Consider the following 18,612-nt stretch of genomic DNA (forward strand, 5'->3'; position numbering starts at 1 on the left):
CGCAGTTCGGGTCGCCGGCCCCGGCGCGGCACCTGCGGAACCGTCGGAGGGTGGTGCTAAGAACGAGTGATGGGGAACGAGTGCCGCGAATGCCTGGCCGGGCGGCCGCATTGCCACGGGACGCTGATCCACCACTGGGGTCACGGAACGCACTGCACCGAGCCGGGATGCCGCCACCCGGAGATCCTGCTGCATGCACTGACCATCGACTGCGAGGCGGTCGGCTGCGAGTGCGGGGAACGAGGCGAACACCGGTTGGCCATCTGAGCGTTCAGCCCATCGGGTCGGCGGCCTGCAGCGCCTCTGCGACAGGATGCACGTCGGGCTCGGGGTAGAACGGCGGCGACTGTGAACCCCACCGCACGCAACTCCACCGGCCGTCGGTGATCGGGGAGAGCGCCACCGCTTCGATGTTGGCCAGATGGTGCTCCAGAACGAAGCTGCTCTCGACTCCGGCCAGGGTGGCGGCGGCCAGTCTGATCGCGGCGCCGTGGCTGACCACGATGATGTCGGAATGCCAGTCCCGGTCGTCGAGGTAGCGCAGCCGCAGATCGGTGATCACCGGCAGGTAGCGGTCCAGCACCTCGCGCCCGCTCTCCCCGCCGGGCATGGCGGCGTCGAGATCTCCCTCATGCCAGCGCTGGTAGACGGTGTTGAATTCGGCGATCGCCTCGTCGTCGCTGCGGTTCTCCAGATCGCCGGCCTGCACCTCATGAATGTCGTCCACTTCCCTTGGCCGCGAGATGGTTTCACTGAGCTCGCCGGCGATCGCCGCGGCGGTCTGCCCGGCGCGCCGGGCCACGGAGTGCAGCAGCAGGCCGGGCGGACGTTTCAGGCCGCGAGCGAAGTCCTGGGCCTGGCGCACGCCGAGTTCGGTGAGGTCGGCGCCGGGCGGCCTGGTGTCGAGGCGACGTTCGACGTTGCCGTGCGACTGGCCGTGCCGGACCAGGATCAGCCGGCCGCTCACGACTCGCCCCGGCGCAGTCTCGCCAGCCACTGCTCGGCCTCGTCGAGCAACGGCGGCACCGCACCCGCGGCCGCACCGGTCGGCCAGGAGCCCAGGTAGCGAACGTCGTCGCAGCGCCGGTGCAACGCCATCAGCGCCTCCGCCACCGCGCGGTCGTCGATGTGCCCGACGTAGTCCAGGAAGAACATGTAGGTGCCGAGTTCTGTTCGGGTGGGCCGGGATTCGATACGGGTGAGATCGATGCCACGAATACCGAACTCGCTCAACGCGGCCACCAGGGCACCGGGGGTGTTGCCGACCCGCAGCACCACCGAGGTGCGATCGGCGCCGGTGCGCGGCGGCGGCGGCCCGGGGCAGCCCACCAGGACGAAACGGGTTCGGGCGTTGGGTTCGTCGACCACCCCGTCGGCCAGGGTGGCCAGGCCGTAGTGCTGCGCCGCCAGGGCGGTGCTCACCCCGGCGTCGGCGCGGCCGTCGGCGACATCGCGGGCGGCGGCGGCGTTGGAGTTCGCCGGCACCACCTCGGCGCCGGGAAGGTTCTCCGACAGCCAGCGCCGCACCTGGGCGGCCGCGACCGGGAACGCGGCCACCGTGCGCACCGCACCGGCCTGGACGCCGGGCCGGGCGACGATGCTGAACGCCACATCCAAAGTGAGTTCGGCGTAGATCTGCAGCGGCGAGCCCGCGGCCAGGCTGTCCAGAGTCGGCAGCACACTGCCCTCGATCGAGTTCTCGATCGGCACGCATGCGAAGTCGGCGGCACCGGTCCGGACGGCTTCCAGGGCGGCCGGGGTGCTCTCGGCGGGCAGCGGTTCGGCGGCCCCGCCGGGAACCATGCCGCCCGAAGCCATCCGCCGCAGCGCGGCCTCGGTGAACGTCCCCTCGGGTCCGAGGTAGGCGACACGGGCCGGAAGACGGGCCGGAACGGAAACCACGGCCCAACCCTATCGGGTCGGGACCGGGTATCCGGGCCGCTACCGTGGCGGAGTGAACGTCAGCCGCGACGAGTCGCCCCAGGCCGGCCACCCCGGCGCGGACCTCGACGTCCGCGGCACCCGCATCGAGATCGGGGTCATGCTCGCGGTGACCTTCGGGGTCAGCGCGCTCGTCGCGATCCTGCAACTGGCCGACGCGGTGCTGTCCGGACTGGCCGGTCAACGGGTGCGACTCAACCCCGATCAGTCGCGCTACGACCTGATCAACCTGGGGCTGAATCTGGTATCGGTCGGGCAGCTGGTGGCGTGGGGCGGGCTGGCACTGTATCTGTTGTGGCGCAGCGGGATTGGGCCGGCAGCCGTCGGCCTGGGCCGGATCCGCTGGCGTGGCGACGGCCTGCGCGGGCTGGGCCTGGCGGCGCTGATCGGAATTCCCGGCCTGCTGCTGTACCTGGCGGCCCGGCACCTGGGCCTCAACGCCGAAGTAGAACCGTCGGGGCTGCACAACTCGTGGTGGCGGATTCCGGTGCTGATCATGGCAGCCTTCGCCAACGGATTCGCCGAGGAGGTGGTGGTGGTGGGCTACCTCATCACCCGGCTTCGCCAGGTGGGCCTGAGCCAGAACGCCGCGGTGGTGGCCTCCAGCCTGCTGCGCGGGCTCTATCACCTCTATCAGGGCGTCGGCGCCGGAGTCGGCAACGTGGTGATGGGACTGGTGTTCGGGTACGCCTGGTGTCGCACCGGACGGTTGTGGGCGCTGGTGATCGCGCACGGGATCATCAACACCGTCGCCTACGTCGGATACGTCGTGCTGTCCGGGCACCTGGCATGGCTGCGCTGATCCGGTGCGACGAGCGCTTAGGTTGACCGTGTGAACGAGCACCGGCCGCTGGCCGAGGATCCGCCCACCGAGCGGATTCCCCGGGTGCGGCCGCCTGGGCCGCCCGGGCCGCCTGTGCCACCGCCCGGGCCGCCGCCCGAGCCGCCGCAGTTCATCCGCCGGCCTCCTGGATACCGGCCCCCGCCGCCCCCTCGCGCCGCACCACCGCCCGGATTCCCGCCGCCACGGCCGCCGGCTGGTCCACCCGAACCACTGCGCCGGCCATCGCCGCCGCAGACGTTTCCGGTTCAGCCCCCGCCGCGACGCGAAGTCCCGCCGCCGGCCGCGCCGAGGCGCCGCCGGCCCGATCCGGCGCCCACCCGGGTCGGACTGCCGGCGCCCGCACCGCGCACCCCCGCTCCACCGAAGCCGGCCCCCGCACCGCAGCAGGCCGCAAAGACCAAGCGGACCAGGACCCGCAGCACCGCGCCGCGCGCGAAGCGTGGTCTGTTCACCCGTTTGGTCGCCGGCGTGACGGCCGCCGTTCTGGTGGCGGTGGCCGCCACCCTGGGCATCTCGATCTGGGTCGAGACCTCGCTGCGCCGCGTCGCGGTGTCCAACGACTACGACGGCAGGCCGGCCGCGGGTGCCGGGACCAACTGGCTGCTCGTCGGGTCCGACAGCCGCACCGGCCTGACCGAACAGCAGCAAGCCGAACTGGCCACCGGCGGCGAGGTGGGTAACGGTCGCACCGACACCATCCTGCTGGTGCACATTCCCGGGCTGCTGTCCGGTGAGCCCACCACCATGGTCTCGATCCCCCGCGACTCCTATGTGGAGATCCCGGGTTGGGGCACGGACAAGATCAACGCGGCATTCGCCGAAGGCGGCCCAGCGCTGCTGGCCCAGACCGTCGAGCAGGCCACCGGACTGCGCCTGGACCACTACGCCGAAATCGGCTTCGGCGGGTTCGGCGACGTCGTCGACGCGCTCGGTGGGGTCACCGTCTGCCCGGCCGAACCCATCAACGATCCGCTGGCCGGCATCGATCTGCCGGCCGGGTGCCAGGTGCTCAACGGGCCCAACGCGCTGGGTTATGTCCGCAGCCGCGCAACGCCGCGGGCCGACCTCGACCGGATGCAACACCAGCGTGAGTTCATGGCGGCGATGCTGCGGCGGGCGCAGACGCCGACGGTGTGGCTCAACCCGTGGCGGTGGTACGCGGTACCTCGTGCCGGCCTCGCGGCGTTGACCGTCAACACTGATGCTCACGTCTGGAGCCTCGCCGCCCTCGGTTGGGCGTTGCACGGTTCGATCACCACCGTCACCGTGCCGATCGGTGAATTCACCGGCAACGAAGCGGGTTCGGTGGTGATCTGGGACTCCGACGCGGCGCCCGCCCTGTTCGAGGCGCTACGCACCGACTCCCCGGTTCCGCAGCAGGTTCTCGACGGCCAACCCTGAGTTCAGGCCCGCGGGCCGGTGCGCCCGTTCTGCAGCCAGACCTTCGTCCGGCCGGGATGGTTGGTGGCGATCCAGCCCACCCCGGCAGCGCGGCAGAATTCGACGTCCTCGTAGTGGTCGACGGTCCAGCAGTACATGGCCCGGCCCTGGGCGGCGGCGCGGTCCACCAGTTCGGGATGATCGCGCAGGGTGGCGATTGACGGGCCCACGGCGGTGGCACCGACCGTTGTCGCGGCCCCGCCGCCCAGATATCGGGAGGCGTCGCCGAGCAGCACCGTCGGCAGCAGCGGTGCCGCGCGACGGATCCGCCACACCGCCGCGGCGGAGAACGACATGACCACAGCGCGGGACAGGTCGGCCGATCGCGGGGAGGCCAGCCCGAAACGGTCCAGCAGGCCCAGGACCTTGTTCTCCACCAGCGCCCCGAACCGCACCGGGTGCTTGGTCTCGATGAACACCTTCACCGGCCGGTTCCAGTCCAGCACGAAGTTCAGCAGATCGTCCAAGGTGAGCAGGCCGGTGTCGGCGACGCCGCCATCGGATCGCCAGCTGCCATGCCAAGTGCCCCAGTCCAATTCGCGCAACTCGGCCAGTGTCAGATCGCTGACCAGTCCGGTTCCACTGGAGGTTCGGTCCACCTTGCGATCATGGACGCACACCAGATGCCCGTCGCGGGTGAGCCGCACGTCGCATTCGACGCCGTCGGCACCTTCCCGCAGCGCCAGATCATAGGCGGCCAGAGTGTGCTCGGGCCGCTCCGCCGACGCGCCGCGGTGCGCCACAACGAAGGGGTGCTCCCCGAGCGGTTCGTCGGCCGTCGACATAGGCCTATGCTGCCGGTTCCCGGTCCCTGGACTCAACAGTGTCGTCAGACCCGGAGTCGGCGCCGGAGCTGCCTTCTGGAAGGTCGTACGACTCTTCGGAGCCCGCCACGACGTGCGGGTCGCGTTCGGCCATCTCCGCCGTCCCGGGTTCGACGACCACCCAACGATGCAGGGGACGGTCCACCGGCTTGTCGAAGAAGCCGGAGAAGACCCGCCACACCAGAACCAGCACGGCCAGACCTGCCAGATAGGCGACGATCATCGTCACCGTGTTGTCGGCGATGCCCTGGGCGTCGGTCGCCCGGCTGGTCCAGATGGCCCAGCCGCAGAGCAGGAAGGACACCACCCAGCCGATCCACCAGAGGGTGACGGGTCCACGCTGCCGCGCGTGGCACCGCTCGGCCAGGGCGAGTTCGAGCACGAACACCGGCGCCCACACCAGGTTGACGACCGGGATCAGACAGCCGGCCCACAGCGCCCACTCGGGCCGCGGATCCGGTTGATCGTGCACCGCGAAAGCGGCCGCACGCCGGCCGATGAGCCACGACGTCAGCACCACCGCCGCGGCGATGACGGCGATCAGAGCCGCCAGGCTCACCAGCACCCCGCTCAGCAGCGAGCCGATCGCCACGAATGGCGGCAGCAGTGTGGTGCGGTTGATGAGCAGCAACAGGTAGCGCACGACATGCACACCGGCAGCTGCCGCGAACACGACCCCGGCGGCCACCAGGGCAGCGCGGGCCGCCGTCGCCGACGCGCCCTTCCGCGCAGCCGCACTGTCGAGGGCCGCGGCGGGCGTGATCGGGTCGACCAGTCCCCACCGCGGGATGTACTGGTAGCGCGGGGTTGGGCCCAGCGGCCGGCGGCGGGGCCGCGGCGGGGGCGGCGGCCCCGGGCGTACCGCGATCCAGCGGAAACGGGGCGGCGCAGCAGGCGGAGCCGACGACGGGGCCGGTGCGGGCCGGCCGGCGGCTGCGGCCGGCGGCCGCGGCTCGGGCTGTCCGGGCGGCGCCAGCAGGGCGCCCTGGCAGCGCGGACACCACGAGCGTTGACGGTCCCGCACGTTCCACCGTGTCCCGCACCGCGAGCACACCTGAATCACGCCGACCAGCCTAGTCACGCCCGGGCCGTACCCCGGGATAACGCCAACCCCACGCGACGTCGGAGCGACCGGACCGACGGTCTGAAACGACTTATTGTGACACTAAGTGCCTGATGAAGCCACGGGCCAGCGCAGCAACGAAACGCCTATCCACAATTTCCACAGGTTTATCCACATTGTTCACATCACGAATAAACGGCTATCGGCCTGATAGCCGCATCCGCTGTGGATAACGCGCCGGTAACGACGCGCGGCAGCCAAGACGACGATTCACCGGTTAGCGAAATCGTCAGGCCCTTCCGGTAGGACCGCAGGCCGCACCGACACGCCGGGCGACACGCAGGACCGACTGTGCGTCCTGGGTTAAACACTGTGCATCCCGAAAACTGTGCAACCCTCCGGCTCGGCCGGATATCATTCCGGTCAGCGGCGCGGTGAGACGCCGCTGGTTGGAAACACGCCGCGGGTCGGGGGTCAAAAATTGATGATCAGGACGCTGTAGATGTTCGCCCCGTTGAACTCTGCCCCGGGGCCGCGGTCGCCGTGGTCGCCGTCGACATCCGGCCGCTCCTACGCGGCCGCGGCACTGCGTGCCGCGATCATCTCGGTGGTCCTGCTGTGCGTTCTCGCGCTCCTGGTGATGTTCTGAGCTGATTGCCGGGAGCGGCGTTCCGGCCAGGCCGATGTTTCCTGCGCCACGTGGTGTCAATAGAGTCAATAACGTCAATGACGTCAACGCGTGGGCGCGGGTCCGCACCGTCGCAGATTGGCGCGAGGCACCGAAAGGAAGGAATCTCGTGGCTGAATACACCCTGCCCGATCTGGACTGGGACTACGGCGCTCTGGAGCCGCACATCTCGGGGGAAATCAACCAACTGCACCACAGCAAGCACCATGCCGCCTACGTCGCGGGCGTGAACGCTGCCGTCGCCAAGCTCGAGGAAGCTCGGGCCAACGACGACCATGCGGCCATTTTCCTGAACGAGAAGAACCTCGCCTTCCACCTCGGCGGTCATGTGAACCACTCGATCTGGTGGAAGAACCTGTCACCCAACGGCGGCGACAAGCCGACCGGTGAGCTCGCCGCCGCCATCGACGACGCGTTCGGTTCGTTCGACAAGTTCCGTGCGCAGTTCACCGCCGCCGCCAACGGTCTGCAGGGCTCGGGCTGGGCGGTCCTGGGCTACGACAGCCTGGGCGACAAGCTGCTTACGTTCCAGCTGTACGACCAGCAGGCCAACGTGCCGCTCGGCATCATCCCGCTGCTGCAGGTCGACATGTGGGAGCACGCGTTTTATCTGCAGTACAAGAACGTCAAGGCCGACTACGTCACGGCGTTCTGGAATGTCGTCAATTGGGAGGACGTCCAGAACCGCTACGCCGCGGCCACCTCGAAGACCAAGGGCCTGATCTTCGGCTGAGAGTGCTGCCGAGACGGGGTGCCGCGTTCATCGCGGTGCCCCGTTTCGTTTTTAGCAGTCCCTTCCCCTTGTCTGCCAACGCTGGTGTGCCCCATGCTGTTGGCCCAATCGACCCGCTGTCGTGTCGCACTGGGCTAGTCAATGAGGTGTGCGGAGGCCGAGATGGAGAACGCTGGGCGCCCGATCGAGATCGCCCCTTTTCACTCCCGGGGGTCCCTCAAGGGATTCGTGGTGTCCGGCCGCTGGCCGAACTCGACCAAGGAGTGGGCTCAGCTGCTGATCAAGGCGGTGCGGGTGGCATCGCTGCCCGGCCTGCTGTCTACGACGACGATCTTCGGCGTCCGCGAGGAACTGCCGGACCAGCCGCGGCCCGGCACGGTGGGTCTGGTCCTGGCCGAGGGCACCGTCGTGGGCGCCTCTGCCGTTCTGCCCGGCCACTTCGCCGATCGTCAGCCACCGGCGTTGATGATGTTGCATCCACCGTCGGAGACCACACCGTCGCTGCCGGAGTGCGCCGGCGCGGCATCGGGATGCGTACTGCTGCCCGGCCTTCCCCATCTGGGCCTAGAGCACCGCGCCGCGTGGGTGGAAGCAGAGGCCGACGGCACCGTCACCAACATGATCAGCCGGGTGGGAGTCGACCCGATCAGCCACCCGGACACCGCCATCCTGGCGATGCTGCTCGCCGCCTGATCCGGTCATCCCAAACCTTGCCAACCTGAGGAAAAGCTGTGCTTTTACTGAGGGAAGGTAGCAAATCGCTTAGCCCTGCACGCAGGTGGTTGCCGGACGCAACGACAAATCGGCTCATGGTCGGCGTATCGGTCGGGATCGGCTAACCCAGTAAACCTGACCATAAGCTTGCTTATCCGTCCATCTCGGCCGGATCGGCGTCGCCAGCCTGCGGTTACGGCTATCGAGGTTTATTTGCTGCCCACCTCGTCAATTAAAGACGCGTGTTAATTCGGGAGTTTGCACTTGGATGTTCGGACGACCGCGTTGTACATTGGTCAGCAAATACGTTGAAGGTGTGAGAGCTCTTCGTTAAGCATGGAGGTCCAAGGATGAGCACGACGTTCGCCGCTCGACTTAACCGTCTCTTCGACACGGTCTACCCGCCGGGTCGTGGGCCGCACACGTCAGCGGAAGTGATCGCCGCACTCAAGGCCGAGGGCGTCACCATGTCGGCCCCATACCTCTCCCAGTTGCGCTCGGGCAACCGGACTAATCCGTCGTCGACGACGATGACGGCGCTTGCCAATTTCTTCCGGATCAAGCCCGAGTACTTCACCGACGACGAGTACTACGAGAAGCTGGACAAAGAACTGACCTGGCTCGCGCACATGCGCGACGAAGGCGTCCGCCGGATCGCCTCGCGGACCGTCGGCCTCTCTCCGGAAGCACAGCAAGACGTGGTGGAGAAGGTCGACGAGCTGCGCCGGCGGGAGCGGCTCGACGCCTGACTTCTCAGGCTTGATCTCTTCAGGCTGACGTTGTGCCGGCCCGCGACGCCGAACCGGCGACGTTGTTCGGACTTTCGCCGTCAAGCGCGCGGTACCGGCGGGCGATCTCCAGGATCCAGTCCCTGTCCGAACAGTCCGCCGGCTGACGTAACCATCGGCGACCGGGGAAGGCGTCCGCGTCGCCCGCTTTGATCCATTGCGCCACGACACGGGCCTGCTCAGCCGCGCTCACCGTGTCCGGACCGGTGTCCTGTCCGCTGACCGAATCAGGCTCTTGGGCACGCATGCCCTCCAGATATAGGGCGTCGGAGATCAGCGACAGGCGCTCGGCGACCCGGAACACCAGCGGTCCCCGGGGACGTACTCCGATGCCGATGTCCGGATGTCGACGGTCCATCTCCTGGCGCAGCGGCTCGATGAGGCGGAGTTCGCGGCGCGCACCGATCCAGTCCTCCACCGCCGGCAGCAGCGCTCCCGCCGCGACGATCGCCATGGCACAGACCAGCAGGGCGGCGGCGGTCCCGACGCTCGCTATGTTCTTGCGGCCCACCGCGCGGCCGACGAAGAACGCACTGGCCGCGACGAGCAGCGCCATGCCGGCGGTGAAGAGCAGCAGCGCCCGCCCGCGGCGGCTGGCGTTGGACAGCCGCGTTCCCACCCAGGCCACCACGGTCAGAGCCAGCACGACGTAGAGCAGCGGGATCAGCCAGTCCAGTGTTTCGCCGGCCAAGCCCAGGTTGTGGGCGAGGTACTCCGTGGGTGTCATCTCCGGCTCCCGCCCGTCGGCGAGGAAAAGCGCCAGGGTCACCGCGGCGACCAGCGCCGCGACGCAGTACTGGACCACGGCCAGCCGGCGGGTGGTCTCCGCGCTCCGGGTGGACGCGACGGAGGTGATCATCACGAAGCTTCCCGCCGCCGACGCCACCAGAGCGACCTGGCTCAAGCCGACGGAGATGTTGGGCCAGTGCAGGGCCGTGTCGACGAGCAGCGTCAGCGGCGGCCAGTTCAGCGCGGCCACGATCGCAAGGTTGCCCAGGGCGACGATCATCGCGCTGCTGACCACCGACTTCTGGTTGACCAGCGCCCAACCGATCCGAAGCCCGGTCGCCATCCCCAGTAATCCGGCGATGATCCAGACGATCAACCAAACGCCTCTCCGAGGCGCACCTGGACGATGGAGGCACGGTCGCTGCGCAGCCGGCCGAGCCGGTAGAGCAGCAGGGCGGCGAAATCCTCTGCCTGTTGCTCGACGTCTTCCCCGCCGGGTCCCATGCAACCGGTGCGCTGATTGAGCATGTAGCTGATCAGGTCGTCGCTGGCCACTTCCGCGGTGTCCCTGGCCAGCTCGGTGACCGGGATGCCGTCGTGTCCGAGCACCAGGTGGCCCAACTCATGGGCCAGGGTGCGATCGGCGGTCGGCAATCCGTCCTGGATGAGGAACTCGTCGCGGTCGGCGTACTGCCGCCACTGGCCGGAAACTCCGGGAGGCAGTTCGGCGGCGGTGATCTCGATGGGCCGCGATCGGTGGGCACCGACAGCGGCGATAAGGCGGGGCACCGACACCTCGCCCCGGCGCGGTGCGAGCGCCAGCACGTCGTTGACGGCCCGGGTCACCCGGCGGTCAGCGGCCATGTCGCGTTCCTCTGGAGCCGCCGGTCATTGCAGGAACCGACCCGCCCCGGCTGCCCGCAACACCGACCCGGCCTTGGCCTGCCGGTAGCCGACCAGCCCGCCCACCGCCGTCATGGCCAGGATGACGGCCAGACCGGGCAGGGCGTTGCCGGCCAGGGCGACGGCATCGGCGTTGGGCAGTGCCTCGGGATAGCCCAGTCCCTGCCCCGCATCGGCCGCGGCCGCCGCCGGGGGCGCGGGCGGCGACGGCACAGCCGCGGGCGGGACGGCCCGGGCGACGGGGGCCCGCGACGCCGCGGCCCCCTGCGGCGCCGGTGCGGCCGGCCCCGCGCGGTTCGGCGCTGCCGCGACGGGCAGCGGTTGCGGCATCCGCGCCGGAGCCAGCACCGGCGGCGGCGCCATCGGCGCACCAATCTCGGGCGCGGGCAGCGCTGGGAGGACAGGCAGGCCGGGCGCGGGAAGGTCGGGAACGGTCAGCTCGATATCTTCGGCGATCGGCGCCTGCGGTGCCACCGGCGGAACAATCGGGACCGGCACGGCCGGGACGGCGCCGCCGGCTTCGGGTTCGGTCTCGGGGCGGGCCACCGGCGGGATGACCGGCCAGGGGCAGGGCCACAGCGACAGTGAACCTGGTGCCGTCCGGGCAGGTGCGGTGCCGTCGGCGGAGGGTTTGCCGCCGCGGCCCGGGTTGCGGGGACCGCGTGCCGGGGTGCCAGCGCCGGGCCCCGCGTCCGCGTCGTTGCTCGCGACGGGCTGGGCCGGTCCGGCCACGGCGACCGGCGCTGCCACGATGCCGGGGGCGGCGCACAGCACGCCAGCGGCGATCGTCCAACTGATCACCGACCGGTTCACCGAACGTCCCCCGACATCAACGGGCGCCTGGTGCGGCGCTGGGTTTGCTCCAATCCGATCAATTGTGGCATATCCGCAGGTCGGCAAATCAGCACTCGGTTCGGGCGATAGGGTCTAGCCCAGTCGGCACGAACTTGTGCACTCAGCCGTCCACCGACCAGTCGGTAACCGAACTGAAAGGCAGCCGCGATGGGCCTGTTCACGAAGCGGAAAAGCCGCGCGACCAGACGCGCCGAAGCCCGAGCCCTCAAGGCGAAGGCGAAGATGGAGGCGAAGCTCTCCGCAAAGAATGAGAGCAAGCGCATCAAGGCGACCCTGCGCGCGGACGAGAAGGCAACGAAGTCCCAGCTCAAAGCACAGCAGAGCAGTGACCGGACCGCCGTGAAGGTGGCCGAGACCAAGCTGCGGGCAGCCCAGCAGGGCAAGCTGCTCGCGCCGGCCCGGATCAAGCGCACCATGACGGCGTCGCGGATGCTGGCCCCGGTCGTGGTTCCGGTCGCCTACCGGGCCGCCATCGCCGCCCGCGGGGTGATCGACGAACGTCGCGCCGATCGGCTGGGCGTGCCGATCACCGCACTGGGCCAGTTCTCCGGGGCGGGCGGCCGGTTGTCGGCGCGGATTTCGGGGGCCGAGCAGTCCCTGCGTTTGGTTGCTCAGCGCAACGACGACGCCGAGACCCGTCAGTTCGTGGCCGCGATCACCGATCGGCTGGCTGCGCTGTCGGCGGCGGTTCCGGCTGCCGAGAACATGCCCGGCCCGCGCCGTCGCGCCGCCCAGGCCTCGATCGCAACCCAACTCGACGGGATCGAGGCCGACCTGCTGGCGCGCCTCGGCGTGCTCTAGTGCCGGCCGGGCTGCTGCGCTGCCTGGTGGCAGCGCTGCTGGCGCTCGGCGTGCTCACCGGAAGTCCGCCGGCGGCCGCTCACACGGCGCTGACCGCCACCGAACCGGCCGCCGACTCGACGGTGCAGACCGGACCGGCCCGGGTCACCGCCACGTTCAACGAAGAGCTGCAGCCGGAGTTCGCGGCCCTGACGGTCGTCGGGCCGGACGGCAACCTCTGGTCGTCCGGGGAACCGGAGGTGCGGGGCAGGACCGCCAGCGTGGCGGTCCGTCCACTCGGGCCATCGGGGCGCTACACCGTTAACTACCGTGTTACCTCCGCCGACGGGCACGTCGTCACGGGGTCGTGGTCGTTTACCGTCACTGTGCCCAGTACCGGCACACCCGGTCCGGCCGCGGCTAAACCGGCCTCACCGGGCCGGATTACGTTGTGGCCATTCGCCGTTGGTGCGGCGGCGCTAGGGGCCATAGCCTTTACCTGGACAGTGCGCAGCCGGCGATCGGGCGAACACCGGTAGCACGGACGCGAAGTAACCCCTGGCATGATGGGCAGCTACGACGTGCGGTGAACGGCCGCGCGGCAGACCGAGGAGCGGTAGATGGCAGATCCGCAGGGCCGGCCTGACAACGGCGACGGCGCGACACCGCCCCCGCCGAGAAAGGCGCCCGCGCAGAAGGCCCCCGCTAGAAAGACACCTGCCAAAAAGGCACCCGCCAAGAAGGCGGCGACAGTACGCGTGGCTCCGGCGAAGAAGGCTCCCGCGAAGAAGGCTCCGGCGAAGAAGGCTCCCGCGAAGAAGGCTCCCGCGAAGAAAAGCACGCCGCACCCGATTCCGGTGCCTCCGCCGGAGAACAGCGCCCGCCCCATGCAGGAATCCGGGCACCGCATTCCGTTCTCGATCGGCTTGGCTGCCGGCGGACTGTTCGCCGTGGTGCTGAGCCGGTTCCGGCGCGGCTGAGAACGTCGTTCATGACGGTCACCTTCCGGCCGACGGCCGACCTCGTCGACGACATCGGCCCGGAAGTCCGTAGTTGCGACGTTCAGTTCCGTCAATACGGCGGCCGCACCGAGTTCGCCGGACCGATCACCACCGTCCGGTGCCATCAGGACAACGCGCTGCTCAAGTCAGTGCTCTCCGAGCCGGGCAACGGCGGAGTGCTGGTGATCGACGGCGGCGGCTCCCTGCACACCGCCCTGGTCGGCGACGTCATCGCCGAACTGGGCCGGTCCAACGGCTGGGCCGGCCTGATCCTCAACGGGGCGGTCCGGGACGCCGCCACCCTGCGCACCCTCGACATCGGCATCAAGGCGCTGGGCACCAATCCCCGCAAGAGCACCAAGTCCGGCTCGGGCGACCGGGATGTGGTGGTGTCCCTCGGCGGGGTGGAGTTCCGGCCGGGCGACGTGGCCTTCAGCGACGACGACGGCATCGTCGTCGTCACGACATCGTGAGAACCAAAGTTCTGTCGCGGCCTCGTAACTTCATTGGACCGTTGGCCCCCTTCCGCCTAGGGTGAGCGGAATGTCGGACGAGTACCCCCCGACGCGGCCGACGGTGCGCAAGCTGGCGTTGCTCTGCGTGCTGGCCGGAGTCCTCCTCGCGGGGCTGCTGTTCCCCGTGGTCGGTGGTCTCGGCGTCGCCAGTAATCACGCCTCGGATCTGGTTACTCAGGGCTCGGCCGATCTCGTCGACGGCGATGTTCCGGCGGTAACGACGATGGTCGACGCCGACGGCAAGCCGATCGCCTGGATCTACGTCCAGCGGCGCTGGGAGGTGCCCACCGACCGCATCGCCGACACCATGAAGCTGGCCATCGTCTCGATCGAGGACAAGCGGTTCGCCGCTCACAACGGTGTGGATCTGCAGGGCACACTGGCCGGTTTGGCGGGGTTCCTCAATAACGGCGCGGACGGCGACACCCGCGGCGGCTCGACCATCGAGCAGCAGTACGTCAAGAACTTCAATCTTCTGGTCAACGCCGAGACCGAGGCCGAGCGGCAAGCCGCGGTGGAGACCACGCCGGCGCGCAAGCTGCGCGAGATCCGCATGGCTCTGGCGCTGGACAAGTCACTGACCAAAGCGGAGATCCTCACCCGCTACCTCAACCTCGTCCCGTTCGGCAACGGCGCCTACGGCATTCAATCGGCCGCCCGCACGTATTTCGGGATCGACGCGTCGCAGCTGAACTGGCAGCAGTCGGCATTGCTGGCCGGGTTGGTGCAGTCCACCACCTCGCTGAACCCGTACACAAACCCGCAGGGCGCGCTGGACCGGCGAAACCTCGTTCTGGACACCATGATCGAGAACGTGCCGGATCGCGCCGACGAGCTGCGGGCGGCCAAGGACCAACCGCTGGGCGTCCTTGCGCAGCCGGCCTCACTGCCGCAGGGCTGCATCGCCGCCGGCGACCGGGCCTTCTTCTGCGACTACGCGTTGGAGTACCTGGCCAAGGCGGGCATCAGCAAGGAGGACGTCGCCCGCAACGGCTACCTGATCAAGACGACGTTGGATCCGAAGGTGCAGACCAGCGTCAAAGACGCCATCAACGCGGTGGCCAGTCCAACCCTGGACAGCGTGGCCAGCGTGATGACGGTGATCCGGCCCGGCAAGGATTCCCACCCGGTTCTGGCCATCGCCAACAACCGCGGGTACGGCCTGAAGCTGGAGGCGGGTCAAACCGTCCAACCGCAGCCCTACACGCTGGTCGGTGACGGCGCGGGGTCGGTGTTCAAGATCTTCACCAGCGCCGCCGCCCTGGAGATGGGCATGGGCATCAACGCCCTGCTCGACGTGCCGCCATACTTCGCCGGCAAGGATCTTGGTGACAGCCAGACTCCCGGATGCCCGCCCAAGACCTGGTGCGTGAAGAACGCCACCGGCTACCGCAGCCCGCTGAGCATGAGCGACGCGCTGGCGCTGTCCCCCAACACCGCATTCGCCCGGCTGATCCAGCAGGTCGGGGTGGGCCGCACGGTAGACATGGCGGTGCGGCTGGGTTTGCGCTCCTACGCCGAACCGGGCACCGCGCGCGACTATGTGCCCAAGAGCGACGAGAGCCTGGCCGATTACATCAAGCGGGAGAACATCGGGTCGTTCACCCTGGGGCCGTTCGAGGTCAACCCCCTGGAGCTGTCCAACGTCGCGGCCACGTTGGCCTCCGGTGGTGTGTGGTGCCCGCCGAACCCGATCGACAAGGTCCTCGACCGCAACGGCAAAGAGGTCGAGGTCCCGACCGCCAAATGCGAGCAGGCGGTGCCGCCGGGTCTAGCCCATACGCTGACCAACGCCATGGCGAAGGACACCACGACGGGCACCGGCGCCCCGGCAGCCGGCGCGGCCGGCTGGAGCCTGCCGATGGCGGGCAAGACCGGCACAACCGAGTCGCACCGGTCGTCGGCCTTCTTCGGCTACACCAACCAGCTGGCGGCGACGAGCTACGTCTTCGACGACTCCCCGACCCCGGCGGCGCTGTGCGCCTTCCCGCTGCGCAAATGCGGCGGCGAGGGCGATCTCTACGGCGGCACCTCCCCGGCCCAGACCTGGTTCCTGGCGATGAGCCCGCTCGCGTCCAGCTTCGGCCCGGTTACCCTGCCGCCGACCGAACCGCGCTACGTCGACGGTGCCCCGCCGGTGCCGGTTCCGAACGTCTCCGGACTGAAGCTGGATCGGGCCAAGAAGAGGATCATCGACGCCGGTTTCCAGGTGGCCGAGTTTCCTGTCGAGCTGAACAGCACGGCGTCCAAGGGTTCGGTGATCGGCACCTACCCCAGCGGACCGTTGCTGCCGGGCTCGGTGGTGACGATCAACATCAGCAATGGTGTGGTGCCCCCGCCGACGTACGCACCGACCTACATCCCGACCTACGTCCCGCAGCCGACCTACAGCCCGAACTACAACAACTCGCCGAACAACGACGACAACGACTCGTACACACCGCGGTACAATCCACCGCCACCGCCGGCCGATGCGCCGCCACCGCCGCCACCGCCGCCACCGGGCGTCAACATCATCAACATTCCGGGCCTGCCGCCGATCACCATCCCGGTGGCTCCTCCCCCGCCACCACCGGCTCCGCTGCCGCCCCCGCCGCCCCCGGCACCGGAGTTCATCCCTCCGCCGCCACCACCGCCTCCGCCACCGGCACCACTGCCTCCGCCGCCGCCTCCGCCTCCGCCGCCGCCTCCGCCGCCGGGGCTGCCGCCGCCGCCCCCACCGCCGGGGCTGCCGCCGCCGCCAGGGCTGCCGCCGCCCCCGCCGTAGCGGTCAGCCGGCCGACCAGGCCAGCAGACGGTCGACCGGCCAGCTGTTGACGATCCGGTCGACGGGCACGCCGGTGTCCAGCGCCCGCTGCGCCCCGTACCCGAGGAAGTCCAGCTGCCCCGGGGCGTGCGCATCGGTGTCGATGGCGAACGAGCACCCGATCTCGTCGGCCAGCCGCAGCAGCCGCGTCGGCGGGTCACGTCGTTCGGGGCGGGAGTTGATCTCCACGGCGGTGTGCTGATCCCGGCAGGCGGTGAAGACGGCCTCGGCGTCGAACCGTGATTCGGGGCGCTTCCCGCGCGAGCCCGTCACCAGCCGGCCGGTGCAGTGCCCGAGCACGGTGACGTGGCCGTCGGACACCGCGCGGATCATCCGCCGCGTCATCGCCGCGGGGTCCATGGCCAGTTTCGAATGCACGCTGGCCACCACGATGTCGAGCCGGTCCAGCAGCTCGGGGCTCTGGTCTCTCCGGCGCCATTGGCACCCACCGGCCGGGCCTGGCGGCCCTGCTCGACTACGCCCGCGACGGTGACACCGTGATCGTCACCGCGATCGACCGCCTCGGCCGCTCGGTGGCCGAAGTCACCCGTACCATCGCCGACCTTGGGCAGCGCGGAATCCTGTTGCGCGCCTTACGCGAAGGCATCGACACCGCCACCCCCACCGGACGGGCGGTCGCTGCGATGATGGCCACTCTCGCCGAACTCGAACTCGAACTCGGCCGCGAACGGCGCGCGGCATCACGCCACGCCCGCCGGGCCCGCGGCGTGCCCGCCACCAAACCGCCCAAACTCAGCCCCGAGCGCCAAGAGCAACTGCGCCGCTTGGCCGCCACCGGCGAACCCGTGGCCGAACTTGCCGCCGCCTTCGGCATCGGCCGCGCCACCGCCTACCGCTACCTACAGGACCGGAGCGCGTGACCACCTGGCATGTCTACATCGACGAAACCAAGGAACGTGGGTACGTGCTGGTAGCCAGTGCGCATCTCGGCCCCGATGTCGACGCGGTGCGTAAAGACCTGCGCCGCTTGGTTCTTCGCGGACAACAGCGTATCCACATGGCCAAAGAAAGCGACGTCCGCCGCAAGGCCATCATCGACACGGTGATCGCCGCTGGAGTCAGCGCAACCGTCTATGACGCCGGCCGCCGTTACGACGACGACCGCGCCGCTCGCGCAGCCTGTCTGCGCGCCATCATCGACGACATCGCGCCAAACCAGCCGACCCTGCTGGTCATAGAGCAAGACGACACACTGGTCCGCTGGGATCGGCGGCAGCTCGTCGAGTTGGTCCATGCATCCGGGCACCGTGACAGCGTGCGCTACCAGCATCAACGCGCGAAATCAGAGCTGCTGCTGACGATCCCCGATGCGATCGCATGGTGTTGGGCGCGAGGCGGTGAATGGCGACAGCGCGTAAGCCCGGTGACGACCGTCAAGCGCATCTGAGCCCAGACAGCGCGAAACCCGACCGCGCACCGTCCGGAACACTGTCGGGCTCACTTCCTGAAGCTCAGCGCAACAGGCTAAAGCCACTATATCAACGCAAGGGCACACCGCTATCTCGTTGACGACGCCGCTGTTGCGGCGCCACCCTCCCCCGATAGCGGAGATTGTGCCGCGGGCGGGTGGCCTGTCAAGGCTCGGCTCACGGGCCGACCGCTACGCGGCTACGGCCTTGACAGCCCACCCGCTCACCCGCGGAAACATCGCCTCTATCGGGAAAGGGTGGCATCTGGGGGTTGTTCCAAAACCCCCAACCACCCGCCAACCGCGACAGACACACAGTTCTGGGACACCTGGAGCCGCTGGACGGCCGAGGTCACGCCGCGCTGGCCGCGGTGTGTCCGAATCGGCCAAGAAGATACAGCTGTCTTCTGATCTACCAAGTCATGCAAGCGCTACCTCGGTCGCCTCGCGCCCTCCAACAACGAGCGCGCATCGTCGGCCTGGCGGGTGCGAGGTCGACCCCACCCGCTACCCCAGCGGCTGGTTGGTGCGAATCCCGCGATAGACACCCCGCCCGACG

The 18,612-nt window shown here is 69.3% G+C and carries 20 protein-coding genes and 2 pseudogenes; 14 read left to right on the forward strand and 8 right to left on the reverse strand.

Annotated features, from left to right (window positions below; all coding sequences use genetic code 11):
- Window positions 1–69 precede the first annotated feature (69 nt).
- Entirely contained in the window at window positions 70–267 is a 198-nt protein-coding gene (locus ADBZ6I_RS02810; RefSeq protein ID WP_526380645.1) for a hypothetical protein, read from the forward strand.
- Between the two features lie 4 nt (window positions 268–271).
- On the opposite strand, the gene ADBZ6I_RS02815 is transcribed toward ADBZ6I_RS02810, so the two are convergent.
- Window positions 272–967: a histidine phosphatase family protein gene (locus ADBZ6I_RS02815; RefSeq protein WP_526380647.1), complete on the reverse strand. Its 696-nt coding sequence runs from the start codon at window positions 965–967 to the stop codon at window positions 272–274.
- Window positions 964–1,902 (reverse strand): prephenate dehydratase, encoded by a 939-nt coding sequence (pheA, locus tag ADBZ6I_RS02820; protein ID WP_526380649.1) that lies wholly within the window; start codon window positions 1,900–1,902, stop codon window positions 964–966. The genes ADBZ6I_RS02815 and pheA overlap by 4 nt, the downstream gene beginning before the upstream one ends.
- A gap of 139 nt (window positions 1,903–2,041) precedes the next feature.
- On the opposite strand from pheA, the gene ADBZ6I_RS02825 reads away from it, so the two are divergent.
- Together ADBZ6I_RS02825 and ADBZ6I_RS02830 are read left to right on the forward strand one after the other, a co-directional pair.
- On the forward strand, window positions 2,042–2,743 hold the full coding sequence (locus ADBZ6I_RS02825; RefSeq protein WP_526380681.1) for a CPBP family intramembrane glutamic endopeptidase: 702 nt from the start codon (window positions 2,042–2,044) through the stop codon (window positions 2,741–2,743).
- A 153-nt stretch (window positions 2,744–2,896) separates the two neighbouring features.
- On the forward strand, window positions 2,897–4,186 hold the full coding sequence (locus ADBZ6I_RS02830) for an LCP family protein (RefSeq protein WP_526380683.1): 1,290 nt from the start codon (window positions 2,897–2,899) through the stop codon (window positions 4,184–4,186).
- Window positions 4,187–4,188: 2 nt separating this feature from the next.
- Here ADBZ6I_RS02830 and ADBZ6I_RS02835 read toward each other — a convergent pair whose 3' ends face one another.
- A complete protein-coding gene (locus tag ADBZ6I_RS02835; RefSeq protein WP_526380651.1) occupies window positions 4,189–5,010 on the reverse strand; it encodes a glycerophosphodiester phosphodiesterase in 822 nt (273 codons plus the stop codon).
- 4 nt (window positions 5,011–5,014) lie between these two features.
- Window positions 5,015–6,112, reverse strand: coding sequence for a DUF4328 domain-containing protein (locus ADBZ6I_RS02840; RefSeq protein WP_526380685.1), 1,098 nt, complete (start codon window positions 6,110–6,112; stop codon window positions 5,015–5,017).
- Window positions 6,113–6,614: 502 nt separating this feature from the next.
- Between ADBZ6I_RS02840 and ADBZ6I_RS02845 the strand changes: the two genes are divergently transcribed.
- The 4 genes from ADBZ6I_RS02845 (at window position 6,615) to ADBZ6I_RS02860 (ending at window position 8,996) form a co-directional block, all read left to right on the forward strand.
- Window positions 6,615–6,761: a hypothetical protein gene (locus tag ADBZ6I_RS02845; protein WP_526380653.1), complete on the forward strand. Its 147-nt coding sequence runs from the start codon at window positions 6,615–6,617 to the stop codon at window positions 6,759–6,761.
- 148 nt (window positions 6,762–6,909) lie between these two features.
- Window positions 6,910–7,533, forward strand: coding sequence for a superoxide dismutase (locus ADBZ6I_RS02850; protein ID WP_526380655.1), 624 nt, complete (start codon window positions 6,910–6,912; stop codon window positions 7,531–7,533).
- Between the two features lie 162 nt (window positions 7,534–7,695).
- Complete coding sequence (locus tag ADBZ6I_RS02855) at window positions 7,696–8,226, forward strand: peptidase (RefSeq protein WP_526380657.1); 531 nt, start codon at window positions 7,696–7,698, stop codon at window positions 8,224–8,226.
- Between the two features lie 371 nt (window positions 8,227–8,597).
- On the forward strand, window positions 8,598–8,996 hold the full coding sequence (locus ADBZ6I_RS02860) for a transcriptional regulator (protein WP_526380659.1): 399 nt from the start codon (window positions 8,598–8,600) through the stop codon (window positions 8,994–8,996).
- Between the two features lie 19 nt (window positions 8,997–9,015).
- On the opposite strand, the gene ADBZ6I_RS02865 is transcribed toward ADBZ6I_RS02860, so the two are convergent.
- The 3 genes from ADBZ6I_RS02865 to ADBZ6I_RS02875 are packed head-to-tail and all read right to left on the reverse strand — an operon-like array spanning window position 9,016 to window position 11,468.
- Window positions 9,016–10,140, reverse strand: a complete 1,125-nt coding sequence (locus ADBZ6I_RS02865) for a hypothetical protein (protein ID WP_526380661.1) — start codon at window positions 10,138–10,140, stop codon at window positions 9,016–9,018.
- Entirely contained in the window at window positions 10,137–10,628 is a 492-nt protein-coding gene (locus tag ADBZ6I_RS02870) for an ImmA/IrrE family metallo-endopeptidase (RefSeq protein WP_526380663.1), read from the reverse strand. Before ADBZ6I_RS02870 ends, ADBZ6I_RS02865 begins: the two co-directional genes overlap by 4 nt.
- A gap of 24 nt (window positions 10,629–10,652) precedes the next feature.
- A complete protein-coding gene (locus ADBZ6I_RS02875) occupies window positions 10,653–11,468 on the reverse strand; it encodes a hypothetical protein (RefSeq protein ID WP_526380665.1) in 816 nt (271 codons plus the stop codon).
- A gap of 201 nt (window positions 11,469–11,669) precedes the next feature.
- On the opposite strand from ADBZ6I_RS02875, the gene ADBZ6I_RS02880 reads away from it, so the two are divergent.
- From ADBZ6I_RS02880 to ADBZ6I_RS02900, 5 genes are all read left to right on the forward strand, one after another.
- Window positions 11,670–12,323 carry a DUF6474 family protein gene (locus ADBZ6I_RS02880; protein WP_526380667.1) on the forward strand — a complete coding sequence of 218 codons (654 nt, stop codon included), beginning with the start codon at window positions 11,670–11,672 and terminating at the stop codon, window positions 12,321–12,323.
- Window positions 12,323–12,841 carry a copper resistance CopC family protein gene (locus tag ADBZ6I_RS02885; RefSeq protein ID WP_526380669.1) on the forward strand — a complete coding sequence of 173 codons (519 nt, stop codon included), beginning with the start codon at window positions 12,323–12,325 and terminating at the stop codon, window positions 12,839–12,841. Before ADBZ6I_RS02880 ends, ADBZ6I_RS02885 begins: the two co-directional genes overlap by 1 nt.
- A gap of 81 nt (window positions 12,842–12,922) precedes the next feature.
- Window positions 12,923–13,282: a hypothetical protein gene (locus ADBZ6I_RS02890; protein WP_526380671.1), complete on the forward strand. Its 360-nt coding sequence runs from the start codon at window positions 12,923–12,925 to the stop codon at window positions 13,280–13,282.
- Between the two features lie 11 nt (window positions 13,283–13,293).
- Complete coding sequence (gene rraA, locus ADBZ6I_RS02895; protein ID WP_526380673.1) at window positions 13,294–13,776, forward strand: ribonuclease E activity regulator RraA; 483 nt, start codon at window positions 13,294–13,296, stop codon at window positions 13,774–13,776.
- Between the two features lie 70 nt (window positions 13,777–13,846).
- Window positions 13,847–16,585, forward strand: a complete 2,739-nt coding sequence (locus tag ADBZ6I_RS02900) for a penicillin-binding protein (RefSeq protein ID WP_526380675.1) — start codon at window positions 13,847–13,849, stop codon at window positions 16,583–16,585.
- Between the two features lie 3 nt (window positions 16,586–16,588).
- On the opposite strand, the pseudogene ADBZ6I_RS02905 reads toward ADBZ6I_RS02900, so the two are convergent.
- Window positions 16,589–17,050: pseudogene (locus ADBZ6I_RS02905) on the reverse strand (PHP domain-containing protein); the annotation flags it as partial.
- Here ADBZ6I_RS02905 and ADBZ6I_RS02910 point away from each other — a divergent pair.
- Together ADBZ6I_RS02910 and ADBZ6I_RS02915 are read left to right on the forward strand one after the other, a co-directional pair.
- Window positions 17,050–17,505, forward strand: a pseudogene (locus ADBZ6I_RS02910) (recombinase family protein); the annotation flags it as partial. The pseudogenes ADBZ6I_RS02905 and ADBZ6I_RS02910 sit on opposite strands and share 1 nt — an antisense overlap.
- Window positions 17,502–18,032 (forward strand): hypothetical protein, encoded by a 531-nt coding sequence (locus ADBZ6I_RS02915; RefSeq protein WP_526380677.1) that lies wholly within the window; start codon window positions 17,502–17,504, stop codon window positions 18,030–18,032. The pseudogene ADBZ6I_RS02910 and the gene ADBZ6I_RS02915, both read left to right, overlap by 4 nt.
- Window positions 18,033–18,612 lie beyond the last annotated feature (580 nt).

Source organism: Mycobacterium sp. (assembly GCF_044342925.1).
GTDB lineage: Bacteria > Actinomycetota > Actinomycetes > Mycobacteriales > Mycobacteriaceae > Mycobacterium.

Excerpts from the sequence above, each read along its gene's own strand:
- ADBZ6I_RS02860 (WP_526380659.1), top strand. The coding sequence starts at position 8,598 with ATGAGCACGACGTTCGCCGCTCGACTTAACCGTCTCTTCGACACGGTC.
- ADBZ6I_RS02845 (WP_526380653.1), top strand. The coding sequence starts at position 6,615 with ATGTTCGCCCCGTTGAACTCTGCCCCGGGGCCGCGGTCGCCGTGGTCG.
- ADBZ6I_RS02890 (WP_526380671.1), top strand. The coding sequence starts at position 12,923 with ATGGCAGATCCGCAGGGCCGGCCTGACAACGGCGACGGCGCGACACCG.
- ADBZ6I_RS02810 (WP_526380645.1), top strand. The coding sequence starts at position 70 with ATGGGGAACGAGTGCCGCGAATGCCTGGCCGGGCGGCCGCATTGCCAC.
- ADBZ6I_RS02855 (WP_526380657.1), top strand. The coding sequence starts at position 7,696 with ATGGAGAACGCTGGGCGCCCGATCGAGATCGCCCCTTTTCACTCCCGG.
- ADBZ6I_RS02900 (WP_526380675.1), top strand. The coding sequence starts at position 13,847 with ATGTCGGACGAGTACCCCCCGACGCGGCCGACGGTGCGCAAGCTGGCG.
- ADBZ6I_RS02825 (WP_526380681.1), top strand. The coding sequence starts at position 2,042 with ATGCTCGCGGTGACCTTCGGGGTCAGCGCGCTCGTCGCGATCCTGCAA.
- ADBZ6I_RS02835 (WP_526380651.1), bottom strand. The coding sequence starts at position 5,010 with ATGTCGACGGCCGACGAACCGCTCGGGGAGCACCCCTTCGTTGTGGCG.
- ADBZ6I_RS02880 (WP_526380667.1), top strand. The coding sequence starts at position 11,670 with ATGGGCCTGTTCACGAAGCGGAAAAGCCGCGCGACCAGACGCGCCGAA.
- rraA (WP_526380673.1), top strand. The coding sequence starts at position 13,294 with ATGACGGTCACCTTCCGGCCGACGGCCGACCTCGTCGACGACATCGGC.
- ADBZ6I_RS02870 (WP_526380663.1), bottom strand. The coding sequence starts at position 10,628 with ATGGCCGCTGACCGCCGGGTGACCCGGGCCGTCAACGACGTGCTGGCG.